9 protein-coding genes and 1 pseudogene are annotated in these 13,539 nt (G+C 73.1%); 3 read left to right on the top strand and 7 right to left on the bottom strand.

Going from position 1 to position 13,539, the window contains the following annotated elements; genetic code table 11:
• Nucleotides 1-20: 20 nt before the first annotated feature.
• Nucleotides 21-1,166: a galactonate dehydratase gene (dgoD, locus tag EEJ42_RS20290; protein WP_123101535.1), complete on the bottom strand. Its 1,146-nt coding sequence runs from the start codon at nt 1,164-1,166 to the stop codon at nt 21-23.
• A 10-nt stretch (nt 1,167-1,176) separates the two neighbouring features.
• Nucleotides 1,177-1,905, bottom strand: a complete 729-nt coding sequence (locus EEJ42_RS20285) for an SDR family NAD(P)-dependent oxidoreductase (RefSeq protein WP_123101533.1) — start codon at nt 1,903-1,905, stop codon at nt 1,177-1,179.
• Between the two features lie 153 nt (nt 1,906-2,058).
• On the opposite strand from EEJ42_RS20285, the gene EEJ42_RS20280 reads away from it, so the two are divergent.
• The 3 genes from EEJ42_RS20280 to EEJ42_RS20270 are packed head-to-tail and all read left to right on the top strand — an operon-like array spanning nt 2,059 to nt 7,101.
• Nucleotides 2,059-4,548 carry a SpoIIE family protein phosphatase gene (locus EEJ42_RS20280; protein ID WP_123101531.1) on the top strand — a complete coding sequence of 830 codons (2,490 nt, stop codon included), beginning with the start codon at nt 2,059-2,061 and terminating at the stop codon, nt 4,546-4,548.
• A 37-nt stretch (nt 4,549-4,585) separates the two neighbouring features.
• Nucleotides 4,586-5,938, top strand: coding sequence for an MFS transporter (locus tag EEJ42_RS20275; protein ID WP_123101529.1), 1,353 nt, complete (start codon nt 4,586-4,588; stop codon nt 5,936-5,938).
• The gene (locus EEJ42_RS20270) at nt 5,929-7,101 is read left to right on the top strand and encodes an anhydro-N-acetylmuramic acid kinase (RefSeq protein WP_123101527.1); all 1,173 of its coding nucleotides are present in this window, start codon (nt 5,929-5,931) and stop codon (nt 7,099-7,101) included. The genes EEJ42_RS20275 and EEJ42_RS20270 overlap by 10 nt, the downstream gene beginning before the upstream one ends.
• 35 nt (nt 7,102-7,136) lie before the next feature.
• Here the strand turns inward: EEJ42_RS20270 and EEJ42_RS20265 are convergent.
• The 5 genes and pseudogenes from EEJ42_RS20265 to EEJ42_RS20245 form a co-directional block, all read right to left on the bottom strand.
• A pseudogene (locus EEJ42_RS20265) lies at nt 7,137-8,735 on the bottom strand (SpoIIE family protein phosphatase); the annotation flags it as partial.
• A 257-nt stretch (nt 8,736-8,992) separates the two neighbouring features.
• Entirely contained in the window at nt 8,993-9,637 is a 645-nt protein-coding gene (locus EEJ42_RS20260) for a class I SAM-dependent DNA methyltransferase (RefSeq protein ID WP_123101557.1), read from the bottom strand.
• Nucleotides 9,638-9,761: 124 nt separating this feature from the next.
• Nucleotides 9,762-11,639 carry a molecular chaperone DnaK gene (gene dnaK / locus EEJ42_RS20255; protein WP_123101525.1) on the bottom strand — a complete coding sequence of 626 codons (1,878 nt, stop codon included), beginning with the start codon at nt 11,637-11,639 and terminating at the stop codon, nt 9,762-9,764.
• 67 nt (nt 11,640-11,706) lie between these two features.
• On the bottom strand, nt 11,707-13,110 hold the full coding sequence (gene sthA / locus EEJ42_RS20250; RefSeq protein ID WP_123101523.1) for a Si-specific NAD(P)(+) transhydrogenase: 1,404 nt from the start codon (nt 13,108-13,110) through the stop codon (nt 11,707-11,709).
• Between the two features lie 41 nt (nt 13,111-13,151).
• Nucleotides 13,152-13,539, bottom strand: a 388-nt coding sequence (locus EEJ42_RS20245; RefSeq protein WP_123101521.1) for a DUF1275 family protein, incomplete at its 5' end; no start/stop codon positions are given.

Raw genomic sequence — 13,539 nt, 5'->3', positions numbered from 1 at the left:
GCGCGCTCACCCGGGCGCGGTCACCACTCGGCGAACGAGCCGTCCGAGTGGCGCCAGATCGGGCCGCGCCAGTCGGGGGCCGTCGAATCGGCGGCGCGCACGGCCCGCTCGTCGACCTCGATGCCGAGCCCGGGGGCGGTCGGCCGGTTGATGTGGCCCTCGTGGAAGCGGAACACCTCGGGGTCGACGACGTAGTCGAGGACTTCGGCGCCGTCGTTGTAGTGGATGCCGATGCTCTGTTCCTGGATCAGGAAGTTGGGGGTCGCGAAGGCGATCTGGAGGCTCGCGGCGAGCGAGACCGGGCCGAGCGGGCAGTGCGGGGCGAGGGGGATGTCGAAGGTCTCGGCGAGCGCGCCGATGCGCCGCACCTCGGAGATGCCCCCGGCGTGCGAGAGGTCGGGCTGGAGCACCGCGACCCCGGCCTGGAGCGCGGGCAGCACATCGGTGCGCGAGTAGAGCCGTTCCCCGGTGGCGATGGGGACGGGCGAGGAGGCGACGATGTCACCGAGCAGGTGGGTGTACTCGGGGAGGACCGGCTCCTCGGCGAACAGCGGGCTGTACGGGGCCAGATGAGGGAGCGTCATGCGGGCGGCCGCGGCGGTGAAGCGCCCGTGGAAGTCGACCGCGAAGTCCCGGTCCGGCCCCAGGGCCTCGCGCGCGGCGGCGGCGCGGGCCACGACGGCGTCGATGTCGGAGACGGTGGGCAGCCGGTTCATCCGCCCGGAGGCGTTCATCTTCACCGCGGTGAATCCCGCCTCGACCTGGGCGGTGACCGCCTCGCCGATCGCGCTGGGCTCGTCGCCGCCGACCCAGCAGTAGGCGCGGACCCTGTCCCGTACCGGCCCGCCGAGCAGGACGTGGACCGGCACGCCGAGGGTCTTGCCCGCGATGTCCCACAGCGCCTGGTCGAGCCCGGCGACCGCGCTGGAGAGCACCGGTCCGCCCCGGTAGAAGGAGCCCTTGGTCATGAGCTGCCAGTGGTCCTCGATCCGCGCGGGGTCCTTGCCGACGAGGAGTTCGGCCAGCTCGTGGACGGCGGTGCGGACGGTGGCGGCGCGGCCCTCGACCACCGGCTCGCCCCAGCCGACGACGCCCTCGTCGGTCTCCACGCGGCACAGCAGCCAGCGCGGCGGGACGGCGAAGGTCTCCACACGGGTGATGATCACAGGTTGCTCCTCAGGAACTGGTTTTCAGCACGCTCCACCCGCCGTCGACCACCAGCGAGGCGCCGGTGACGAACGAGGCGTCGCCGCCGAGCAGGAAGGCGATGGCCCCGGCCACCTCCTCCGGGCGGCCGAGGCGGCGGGCTGCGGTCTGTTCGGCGCTGTTGCGCCGGTCCTCCTCGCTGATCCCGGCCCAGGCGCGGGTGAGGACGGGGCCCGGCAGGACGGCGTTGACCCGCACCGCGGGGCCGTACTCGACCGCCAGCTGGCGGGTCAGCCCGGTGAGCCCCGCCTTCCCCGCCGCGTAGGCGGGGCGGCCGGGGAGGCCGACGAGGGCGTGCACGGACGACACCAGGACCGCGCTCCCCCGGGTGGCCCGCAGGCCGGGGAGGCAGGCGCGGAAGCCGAGGAAGGCGGCGGTGAGGCCGACCGACAGCTGCCGGTTCCACTCGTCGAGGCCGATCGCGTCGGCGGGCCCGATCCGTACCGCGGCGGCGTTGCTGACCAGCCCGGACACGGGTCCGTAGCGCTCGGTCGCGGTACGCACCGCCGCGTCCCAGGACGCCTCGTCGGCCACGTCGCAGTACTGGAAGACGGCCCTGCCGCCGTCGGCGCGGATGTCCCGGGCGACGTCCTCGCCCTCCTCGCGCAGCACGTCGGCGATCAGCACCCCGGCGCCGTCCGCGGCCAGTCGGCGGGCGGTGGCCGCGCCGATGCCGCCTGCGGCGCCGGTGACGATCACGCACCCGGGTTCCCGGGCGGGTCCCTGAGCGGGGGAAGAAGGACTCACAGCCGATATTAAATATGAATTAATGAATGGCGCCAAGGGGTCCCGCGAGCCGGGCGGAGTAAAATTCGCTGCACGTGCCGATACGAGGCGAGAGCGCATGCAGAGATGGGCGACACCACCTTCCGCGGATGGCCCCACCACCTCCCCGACCCGATCTCGGAAGCCACCTGTGTGGTGGACGAGCGGGGCGTGCTGACCGGCTGGAGCCTCGGCGCGCAGAACCTCCTCGGACACCGGGCCGAGGACGTGGTGGGACGCCCGGTGGCCGAGCTGTTCGCCCCCGGCGGCCCGGGACCGCCCCGCTTCGAGGCGCACACCGCCGCCGGGGGCGGCCCCGCGGTGCTGCGCCACCGCGACGGCCACGACGTGCGCACCGTCCTGTGGGCCCAGCCGTGGTCCCCGGGCGACGGGCGCCCCCACTGGCTGCTCCAGGCCACCAGCGAGGAGGCGGTGCGCCGCCAGGACATCGGCCGCGCGCTCCTGGACGGCCTGGGCCTGGCCTCCCCCATCGCCATGAGCGTCTACGACGACCAGTACCGCTGTCTGATGCAGAACGCCGCTCTGCGCCGACTGAGCGGCGTCCCGGACGAGGAGCGGCTGGGGCTCACCCTCAGCGAGACGGTCTCACAGGTGGACACCTCCGGAATGGAGGCCACGCAGCACCAGGTGCTCCGCCAGGGCGTCGCGGTCGCCGACGTCGAGGTTCGGGGCCGGGTGCCCTCCGACCCGGACCGGGAGCGCGTCTGGTCCAACTCGGTCTTTCCGCTCAAGGACCGCTCCGGCGAGGTGTTCGCCGTCTGCCACGCGGTGCTCGACATCACCGAGCGGCACCGCGCCCGGGAGCGGCTCGCGGTACTGAACGACGCCAGCGCCCGCATCGGCTCCACCCTCGACCTGCTGCACACCGCCCAGGAGCTGGCGGACGTGGCGGTGCCCCGGCTCGCGGACTTCGCCTGCGTCGATCTGATCGACTCGGTCTTCGAGGGCGAGGAGCCGCCCACCGGGGCGGTGACGAGCGAGAGGGTCTTCCGGCGCGCGGCCCACCGGTCCATCGCGCCCGGCACCCCGGAGGCCGTGGCCGACGTGGAGGACGTGGACGTCCACGCGTCCGCCCCGGACTCCCCCTTCGCCCGCGCCCTGGCCACCGGCGCCTCCGTCCTGGAGTCGGTGAACGGCCAGGATCCGGTCCCCGGCTGGCTCGCCGACGATCCGAAGCGGGCCGAGGGCATCAAGCGGTGGGGCATCCACTCCTGGATGGTGGTGCCCGTACGGGCGCGCGGCAGCACCCTCGGAGTGGCGGTGTTCGTGCGGCGGCAGCGCACCGACCCCTTCGAACAGGACGATCTGCTGCTGGCCGACGAGATCGTGGCTCGCGCCGCGGTGTGCATCGACAACGCCCGCCGCTACACCCGCGAACGCGGCACCGCTCTCGCCCTCCAGCGCAGCCTGCTCCCCCAGCGGCTCCCGGCCCAGGCGGCCGTGGAGGCCCGGTCGCGCTATCTCCCGGCGGGCAGCCGGCTGGGGGTGGGCGGCGACTGGTTCGATGTGATTCCGCTGTCCGGCGCCCGGGTGGCGCTCGTCGTGGGGGACGTGGTCGGCCACGGGATGAAGGCCGCCGTCACCATGGGGCGGCTGCGCACCGCCGTCCGCACCCTGGCCGACCTCGACCTTCCCCCCGACGAACTGCTGGCCCACGTCGACGACCAGGTGCGGCGGCTGGTCGACGAACAGGCCGCCGAGGGCCAGGAGTCCGGCGATGCCACGGGCGCCGCGGCCGGTCCCCCGCCCGAGCCGGCCATCGACGCCTGGGCGTTCGGCGCCACCTGTGTGTACGCGGTCTACGACCCCATCACCCGGCACCTCACCTTCGCCCGGGCCGGCCACCCCCCGCCCGCCGTCGTCACCCCCGGCGGCCGCGCCGAGTTCCTCGACTCCGCGAACGGGCCGCCGCTGGGCGTGGGCGGGCTGCCGTTCGAGGCCACCGGGGTCCAACTGCCCGACCACAGCCTCCTCGTGCTCTACACCGACGGCCTGGTGGAGTCGCGCGACCACGACATCGACGCCGGGCTCGACCGGCTGCGCCACGCCCTGGACGACGACTGCCGCGATCTGTCGCTCGACGCGGTGTGCGACACCGTCGTCTCCCGGCTGATCCCGGGGCATCCGTCCGACGACGTGGCGCTGCTGGTGGCCCGCACCCGGGCGCTGAGCGACGACCACTGCGCCGTCTGGGACCTGCCCGCCGAACCCGCGGTCGTCTCCCGGGCCCGGGCCCATGTGGCGCGCCAGCTGTCACGGTGGCAGCTGGGCCATCTCCTGGACACCACCCAGGTCGTGGTCACCGAGCTGCTCACCAACGCGATCGTGCACGCCCGCGGCCCGATCCAACTGCGGCTGGTCAGAAACCAGTCGCTGATCTGCGAGGTGTCCGACAGCAGCGCGGCCGCCCCGCATCTGCGCCGGGCCGGACGGATGGACGAGGGCGGCCGCGGGCTGTTCCTCATCGCGCAGCTCAGCCGGCGCTGGGGCACCCGGTACTCCGGGGACCGCAAGACGATCTGGGCCGAGCAGCCGCTGAACGGTCCGCGCCGGTAGCCACGTCCGGTACGTACCCGCCCCGGGCGGGTACGGGATGCAGGTGAGCTGTTCTCTCCCCGGTCCGGCCACGCGCCGCGCCCTGCTGGCGGGTTCGGTCGGCAACTTCATCGAGTGGTACGAGTTCGGTGTCTACGGCTTCTTCGCGACGGTCATCGCCGCGAACTTCTTCCCCCCCGAGGGCGCCGGCGCCCTCGAGGGCCTGGTCAAGACCTACGCCTCGTTCGGGCTCGCGTTCTTCTTCCGGCCCATCGGGGCCGCCGTCTTCGGCCGCGTCGGCGACCGGATCGGACGGCGCCCCACCCTGATCCTGGTGCTGCTGCTGATGACCGGCGCCACCACGCTCATCGGCCTGCTGCCCACGTACGACACGATCGGCGCCGCCGCCCCGTGGCTGCTCACCCTGGTGCGGATCCTGCAAGGGCTGTCCGCGGGCGGCGAGTTCGGCGGCGCGGTGGCGCTCATGACGGAGTTCGCCCCGCCCGGGCGCCGGGGGCTGTACGGGGCGTGGCAGTCGTTCACCGTCGCGCTGGGGCTGCTCGCGGGTGCCGGGACGGCCGCCGTCCTGGCCACCGCGCTGAGCGAGGAGGCTTTGAACGACTGGGGCTGGCGGCTGCCGTTCCTGCTGGCCCTGCCGATCGGGCTGACGGCGCTGTGGCTGCGGCTGAGACTGGAGGAGACCCCGTCGTTCCGGGAGACGGGCGGGCGGACCGGCGGGTCACGCCTCCCGGCGGCCACGCGCCGCGAGGTGGCCCGGGCCATCGTGCTGGGGGCGGGGCGCGTCATGGGCTGGGCCGCGGCCGGGTACACGTTCCTGGTCGTCATGCCCTCGTACCTCCAGGCCACCCTGGACGCCACGTTCCAGCAGGCGCTGATCGCCACCGTGGTGGCCAACGCGGGTTTCGCGGCCGCCATCCTCCCGGCGGGGCTGCTCAGCGATCGGATCGGACGGCGCCCGGTCATGCTGACCGGCGCCGCCCTGGTGACGGTGCTCGCCTTTCCGCTGCTCAACCTCCTTCAGGACCCCGACAGTTCGGCCCTCGTCCAGGGCGTGGCCGTGCTGGTGGCGGGCGCGGTGGTCGGGCTGATGGCGGGCCCCGGCCCGGCGATGCTCGCCGAGATGTTCCCGACCCGCGTCCGGTACACGGGGCTCGGGCTGGCGTACGCGCTGTCGAACGCCGTGTTCTCGGGGTGTGCCGGGCTGATCATCACCGAGGCCATCAAACGGACCGGCGAGGCGGACATCCCCGCGTACTACGTGGCGGCGACCGGCGCCCTCAGCCTGGTCTCCCTGGCCACCCTGCGCGGCGACACCCACCGGGGCACGCTGCGGGAGGAGGAGCGGCACCCGCCCCGGGACGAGAGCGAGGAGGAGACCCCATGCGCGTGATCGGACTGATGTCGGGCACATCCCACGACGCGGTGGACGCGGCGGCCGCCGATCTGGCCCTCGACGGCGACACCCTGGTGCTCGCCCCGCTGGGCCTGATCGGCGCCGCCTATCCGGACACGTTACGGACGGCGCTGGCCGCGGCGCTGCCACCGGCTGCCACCACCCTGGCGGACGTGTGCGCGCTCGACACCCGGATCGGCCAGGCGTTCGCCCGGCTCGCCGTCCGTGCCGACCGGGAGCTGTGTGACGGACGGGCCGACCTGATCAGCTCGCACGGGCAGACCGTGTACCACTGGGCCGAGGACGGCCGGGTGCACGGCACCCTCCAGATCGGGCAGCCCGCCTGGATCGCCGAGGCCACCGGCGCCCCCGTCGTCTCCGATCTGCGCAGCCGGGACGTGGCCGCGGGCGGCCAGGGGGCGCCGCTGGTCAGCCTGATCGACACGCTGTGGCTGCGCGGGCGGCCCGGGGTGTGCGCCGCCCTGAACCTGGGCGGCATCGCCAACCTCACCGTGGTCCCGCGGGCCGGGGAGCCGCTGGCGTTCGACACCGGCCCCGGGAACGCCCTCATCGACGCGGCGGTCCGGAAGCTGACGGACGGACGGCTCGACCACGATGCGGACGGCGCCCTCGCCGCGCGCGGCACCGTCCATCGCGGACTGCTGGAGCGGCTGCTGGCCGAGCCGTACTACGCGCTGCCGCCGCCCAGGACGACCGGCAAGGAACTGTTCCACCTCCCCTATCTGCGGGCCGCGTTGGCGGCCACCGGCCCGGTGGCGGACCACGACGTCGTCGCCACCGTCACCGAACTGACCGCCCGTACCGTGGCCGACGCGGCGCGCTCCGTCCACGCCACCGAGGTGATCGCCTCCGGTGGCGGGGTCCGCAACCCGAGCCTGATGGCCGCGCTGCGCCGCACGCTCGGCCCCATCGCGCTGCGGGTCTCCGACGACCTCGGGTTTCCGGCGGCGGCCAAGGAGGCGTACGCCTTCGCCGTCCTGGGCTTCCTGACCGCCCACGGCCTGGCGGGCACGGTGCCGAGCTGCACCGGCGCCCGTCACCCCGGCGTCCTGGGGTCGATCACCCCGGGACGGCGGCCGCTCGTCCTGCCGCCGCCGGACCGGCCGGCGCCGTCCCGGCTGGAGATCTTCCGCCGGTGAGGGTCCTCAGTCCTCCGGGATCTCCACCGGAGGTCCCGGGGCAGCTGCTGTTCGAACCACACCAGCTTGCCGGTGCTCAACCGGGTCGCGCCCCAGCGCCGGGCGAACTGGTTGACCAGGAACAGACCTCGGCCGCCCTCGTCGCCCGGGCGGGCGTGCAGCATCCTGGGCACGAACGGCGAGTCGTCGTCCACCTCGCAGCGCAGCACATCGGTGCGCAGCAGCCGCAGCGTCACCGGCCGGGAGGCGTAGCGGACGGCGTTGGTGACCACCTCGCTGACCATCAGTTCGGTCGGCTCCAGCAGCGAGTCCAGGCGCCAGCGGTGCAGGGTGCGGCGGGTGAGCCGACGGGCCCGGCCCGGGGTCTGCGGCTTCGGGTCCAGGAACCAGCAGGCGACGTTGTACGACGGGATGCCGTCGAAGCGGGCGGCGAGGAGCGCGATGTCGTCGTCGCGGTCCCTGGGCCCGACGGCGCCCACCGCCGCGTCGCACAGCAGCTCCAGCGGCGGGGGGTCGAGCACCTGGGCGGTGGTGTGCAGCCGGTCGCGCAACAGCTCGACCCCGGTGGTACATCGGTGTCGCGGGACTCCACGAGACCGTCGGTGTACAGCAGCAGGGTGGCCCCGGTGGGCGCGAACATCTCCACCGTCTCGAAGCTGACGCCGCCGACGCCGACCGGCGGGCCGGGCGGGATCCGCAGCACCTGGCCACGGCCTCCCGGCTGGAGCAGCACCGGGGGCGGATGACCGGCGTTGGCCATCAGCAGCCGGTGCGCGATGGGGTCGTAGATCCCGTAGAGACAGGTGGCCATGTGCTGGCTGCCCAGCCGCTGGGCCTGTTCGTCGAGGTGGTGCAGCACCTCGTCCGGCGACAGATCGAGACCGGCGAGGGTCTGCACGGTGGTGCGGAGCTGGCCCATGATCGCGGCGGAGGTCATGGAGTGGCCCATGACGTCACCGATGACGAGGGCGACGCGGTTGCCGGGCAGCGGGATCGCGTCGTACCAGTCGCCGCCGATCCGCGCGGTCTTCGAGGAGGGGAGATAGCGGGTGGCCAGCCGGACGCCGATGGGTTCGGGCAGCGAGGCGGGCAGCATGGCGCGCTGGAGGGCGTCGGCGACGGACACCTCGCGCCCGTAGAGCACCGCCTTGTTCATGCCGAGGACGGTGTGGGTGGCGAGCTGGGAGGCGACCAGCAGATCGTCGCCGGTGAAGGGCGGCCGGTCGGGGTGGCGTACGAGGACGGCGGCGCCCATGACGGTGTGCTCGCGGCCGCGCAGCGGAGCGATGATCAGCCGTCGGCCGGGCGGCACCGGGCCGGGGGCCGCCCACCGCGGGGCTCAGCAGCTCGGCGACCGCGGCGGCGATTCCGGGGACGTCCCCGAACGCGGGGCGCCCGGCGGCCAGCAGATCCGCGAGCCGGCCGCTGACGCTGAGCCGGGCGAAACCGGGCGGGGCTCCCGGCCCCGCCTCCGGTACACATTCCGGTCCGGCTGCGTGTGGGCACAGGACGAGCGGTCCCGGCGGCTCCTCGTCCCCGGCGGGCAGCGGATCGCGCAGATGCACCACGGCCGCGTCGGCGAAGGCGGGCACGGCGGCCCGGCACAGCTCGTGCAGCGTCTCGTCGAGGTCCATGCCCCGGGCGATCTGCCGGGTGGCGGTGTCGAGGTAGCGCAGCCGGTCGGTCTGCGGCCCGGTGCCGTACGCCGCCTCCTCCCGCAGATGCTCCACGCCGGGCGGGTCCGGGCCGGACTGCGGTGGCGGGGTCCGGCGGGAGGGCGCGGCGGGCCCCACGGCCCGGCCGCCCGGTCGGTCCGGGCCTTCCTGGGGGGGTGGGGTACGCCATCAGCTGTGCCGTTCGTTGCCGATGCGGTACGGGTACGGATGCGGATTCAGCCGCCCCGTCGGCACCGGAGGAAGATCTGCTCCTCGGGCGGGACGTCCGAGGAGGCCGGTGCGTAGGTGTAGGACGACTCGCCGACGATCTCGAAGCGGGCCGCCTCGATGACCTCGCGCAGATCGTCCCGCAGATAGCCGGTGACCCGGATGGTGGAGCGGAGGAACGGGATCGAGAAGTCGTCCACGTCGGCCTCCACCATCGACAGGGCGAACAGCCCGCCGGGCGACAGCAGGCGGTGGATGGTGCCCAGCGCGAGCGGGATCTCGGCGCGGCGCAGCATCAGCAGCGAGAAGAACGCCGTGACCGCGTCGAACCGGCCGAGGTCGAGCGGGCCCCCGGTCCGCAGATCGGCGATGTCCGCCTGGTGGAAGGAGGCGCCGGGGACATAGGACCGGGCGAGCCGCACCATTCCGGCGGACAGGTCGACACCGGTGACCCGGAGCCCGGCGCCGGTCAGCTGGCGCGCGGTGGGCAGCCCGGTGCCGCAGCCCAGGTCGAGCACCCGGGATCCGCGCGGGAGCAGGCCGATCAGCCACTCGCCTGCGGCGAGCTGGCCGTCCTTGTGCGGGAACGCCTCGTCGTAGCGGTCGCCGATGGCGTCGAACGCCTCGGCCTGACCGGTGCGGTCGAGCCGCATGTTCCCGTAGCCGGTGTCGCCGGTCCCGTTGTTCACGGACACATCCCCGGAGTTTTCGACGTCACCCCCCATTCTCCTCGCATTCCGGGCCCGCGCCACGGTCCGGGCACGCTTTCCGGGGCGGTCAGCCGGTGCTCCCCTTCGGCTTCTCGTCGTCCACGATCTCCGCGTCCACGACCTCGTCGGCGTCCGCCTGCGACTGGTCCTGGCCTCCGTCGCCGCTCCCGCCCCCGCCCGGGGTCCCGGACTGCCCTTGCGCCTGGGCGTAGAGGGCGGTGCCGATCTTCTGTCCGACGGTGGCGGCCTTGTCGGTGGCGTCCCGGATCGCGGCGGTGTCCTCGCCCTTCAGCGTCTCCTTCAGCTCCGCGATCGCCGTCTCGGCCTCCTCCCGGACGTCCTGCGGCACCTTCCCGGCCTGGTCGCGCAGCAGCTTCTCGGTCTGGTACACGAGGGATTCGGCCTGGTTGCGGGTCTCGGCGGCCTCGCGGCGCTTGTGGTCCTCCTCCGCGTACTGCTCGGCCTCGCGCATCATGCGGTCGATGTCGTCCTTCGGCAACGCGGAACCGCCGGTGACGGTCATCCGCTGCTCCTTGCCGGTACCCAGATCCTTGGCGGAGACGTGCATGATGCCGTTGGCGTCGATGTCGAAGGCCACCTCGATCTGCGGCACCCCACGCGGGGCGGGCGGCAGCCCCGTCAGCTCGAACATCCCGAGCTTCTTGTTGTACGCGGCGATCTCGCGCTCGCCCTGGAACACTTGGATCTGCACCGAGGGCTGGTTGTCCTCGGCGGTGGTGAAGACCTCCGAGCGCTTGGTGGGGATCGTGGTGTTGCGCTCGATCAGCTTGGTCATGATGCCGCCCTTGGTCTCGATGCCCAGGGACAGCGGGGTGACGTCCAGCAGCAGGACGTCCTTCACCTCGCCCTTGAGCACACCGGCCTGGAGGGACGCGCCGATGGCGACGACCTCGTCCGGGTTGACGCCCTTGTGCGGCTCCTTGCCGGTCAGCTCCTTGACCAGGCCGGTCACCGCGGGCATCCGGGTCGAGCCGCCGACCATGATCACATGGTCGATGTCGGAGGTCTTGACCCCGGCGTCCTTGATCGCCTGGTGGAAGGGGGCCTTGCAGCGCTCCAGCAGGTCCTCGGTCAGCTGCTGGAACTGCGAACGGGTGAGCTTCTCGTCCAGGTGCAGCGGGCCCTCGGCGGACGCGGTGATGTAGGGCAGGTTGATCGCGGTCTCGGTCGCCGCGGACAGTTCGATCTTGGCCTTCTCGGCGGCCTCGCGCAGCCGCTGCACCGCCATCTTGTCCTTGCCCAGATCGACCCCGTAGTTGTTCTTGAACTGCTTCACCAGGTGGTCCACGACCCGCTGGTCCCAGTCGTCGCCGCCGAGGTGGGTGTCGCCGTTGGTGGCCTTGACCTCCACCACGCCCTCGCCGATCTCCAGCAGCGAGACGTCGAAGGTGCCGCCACCGAGGTCGAAGACCAGGATCCGCTGGTCGTTCTCCCGGTCAAGGCCGTACGCCAGGGCGGCCGCCGTGGGCTCGTTGATGATCCGCAGCACCTTCAGCCCGGCGATCTCGCCCGCCTCCTTGGTGGCGGTGCGCTGGCTGTCGTTGAAGTACGCGGGGACGGTGACGACCGCGTCCGTGACGTCCTCGCCGAGATACGCCTCCGCGTCGCGCTTGAGCTTCTGGAGCACCCGCGCGGAGATCTCCTGCGCGGTGTAGCGCTTGCCGTCGACGTCGCCCGTGGCCGGGAAGTGCCAGTGCTCCTCCCCCATGTGGCGCTTGACCGACCGGGCGGTGCGGTCCACGTTGGTCACCGCCTGGCGCTTGGCCACCTCGCCGACCAGCACCTCACCGTTCTTCGCGAAGGCGACCACCGAGGGGGTGGTCCGGGCGCCTTCGGTGTTGGTGATGACGGTGGGCTCACCGCCTTCGAGGACCGCGACCACGGAGTTCGTCGTCCCCAGGTCGATACCGACTGCGCGGGTCATCTCGAACCACCTCCCGATACGCCTCCAAGTATCCCAAAAGATGCGTTACGCGGCGGTGGGCCGGGGATCAGTCCCCGAGGTGGTCGACCTCGCGCATCCGGTTCGTCGCGTCGAGGGCGGCGACCTTGTAGGACTCGGCGAAGGTCGGATAGTTGAACACCGCGTCGACCAGGTAGTCGACGGTCCCGCCGCAGCCCATCACCGCCTGGCCGATGTGGATCAGCTCGGTCGCGCCCGTGCCGAAGCAGTGCACCCCGAGCAGCCGCCGGTCGTGCGGGGACACCAGCAGCTTCAGCATGCCGTGCCCGTCGCCGACGATCTGGCCGCGGGCCAGCTCGCGGTAGCGCGACACCCCGACCTCGAACGGCACCTTCGCGTCCGTCAGCTGGTCCTCGGTCCGGCCGATGAAGCTGATCTCCGGGATGGAGTAGATCCCGATGGGCTGGAGGTCGTGGATCGGGTTCACCGGCTCGTCGCACGCGTGGTACGCCGCGCTGCGGCCCTGCTCCATGGAGGTCGCGGCCAGCGCCGGGAACCCGACCACGTCCCCCACCGCGTAGATGTGCGGCACGGCCGTCCGGTAGTGCTCGTCCACCGCGATCCGGCCGCGCCGGTCGGCGGTGAGCCCCGCCCGCGCGAGGTCGAGCCCCTCGGTCATCCCCTGCCGCCCCGCGGAGTACATCACCGCGTCGGCCGGGATCTTCTTCCCGCTCTCCAGCACGGTCAGGGTGCCGCGCTCGTGCCGCTCGACGGCCGCGACCGTCTCGCCGAAGCGGAAGGTGACGGCGAGGTCCCGCAGCCGGTACCGGAGCGCCTCGACGATCTCGACGTCGCAGAAGTCGAGCATGCCGTCCCGCTGCTCGACCACGGTGACCTTGCTGCCCAGCGCGGCGAACATCGAGGCGTACTCGATGCCGATCACCCCGGCCCCCACGATGACCATGGAGCGCGGCACCCGCTCCATGCTGAGGACGCTGTCGGAGTCCATGACCGTGCGCTCGTCGAACTCCACGCTCGCCGGGCGGGCCGGGCGGGTGCCGGTGGCGATCACGATGTGCCGCCCGGTCAGGAGCTGCTCCCGGCCGGAGGCGTCCGTCACGGCCACGGTGTGGTCGTCCACGAACCGTCCGGTGCCGGAGAACAGCGCCACCCGGTTGCGGGAGAGCTGATTGCGGACGACGTCCACCTCGCGGCCCACCACATGCCGGGTGCGCGCCGTCAGATCCGCGACCGTGATCTCTTCCTTGAGGCGATAGCTCTGGCCGTACAGATCCCGCTGGGTCAGCCCGGTGAGGTAGAGCACCGCCTCGCGCAGGGTCTTGGACGGCACGGTCCCGGTGTGCAGGGACACCCCGCCCACCATGTCCGGCCGGTCGACGACGGCGACCCGGCGGCCGAGCTTGGCCGCCGCGATGGCGGCCTTCTGGCCGCCGGGGCCGGATCCGATGACAAGCATGTCGAAGTCGGTCACGGAAGGAGTCTGTCACCCGGGCACACCTGCCGGAAGGCCGTTCAACCGCTCAACCTGCCCCATACGGCACCCCCTTGAGGAACGAAGGACACCAGCAGAACCAGCGCGACCAGCCCGGCGGGCAGGCCGGGCGCGGCCGGAGCGGCGTACGTGACCAGCAGCCCGCCGAGCGCCGCGCCCACGACGAGGGAGGCGAGCAGCGCCAGGCTGACCCAGCGCACCCGGCCGTCGCGGGCCACGTCGACGAGCAGGCCGGTCAGGGTGCCGGTGAGGTAGGTGGTGGACATCCCCGGCGGTCCGACGGCACGCACCAGACCGCTCTGGCCGCCCATGGCGAGCGCGGCCACCGCGAGCAGCCCCAGCCGCGCGCCCCCGCCCGGGTCGCCGCCCGCCGAGGCCCACACCGCCCACAGCCCGCCGAGCGCGAGC

Source organism: Streptomyces botrytidirepellens, assembly GCF_003721215.1.
Lineage (GTDB): Bacteria > Actinomycetota > Actinomycetes > Streptomycetales > Streptomycetaceae > Streptomyces > Streptomyces himastatinicus.
Note: the sequence above shows the minus strand (reverse complement) of the source record. Positions and strands in the feature narration are given on the sequence as shown.

Excerpts from the sequence above, each read along its gene's own strand:
- dnaK (WP_123101525.1), bottom strand. The coding sequence starts at position 11,639 with ATGACCCGCGCAGTCGGTATCGACCTGGGGACGACGAACTCCGTGGTC.
- EEJ42_RS20270 (WP_123101527.1), top strand. The coding sequence starts at position 5,929 with ATGCGCGTGATCGGACTGATGTCGGGCACATCCCACGACGCGGTGGAC.
- EEJ42_RS20260 (WP_123101557.1), bottom strand. The coding sequence starts at position 9,637 with ATGCGGCTCGACCGCACCGGTCAGGCCGAGGCGTTCGACGCCATCGGC.
- EEJ42_RS20280 (WP_123101531.1), top strand. The coding sequence starts at position 2,059 with ATGGGCGACACCACCTTCCGCGGATGGCCCCACCACCTCCCCGACCCG.
- EEJ42_RS20275 (WP_123101529.1), top strand. The coding sequence starts at position 4,586 with ATGCAGGTGAGCTGTTCTCTCCCCGGTCCGGCCACGCGCCGCGCCCTG.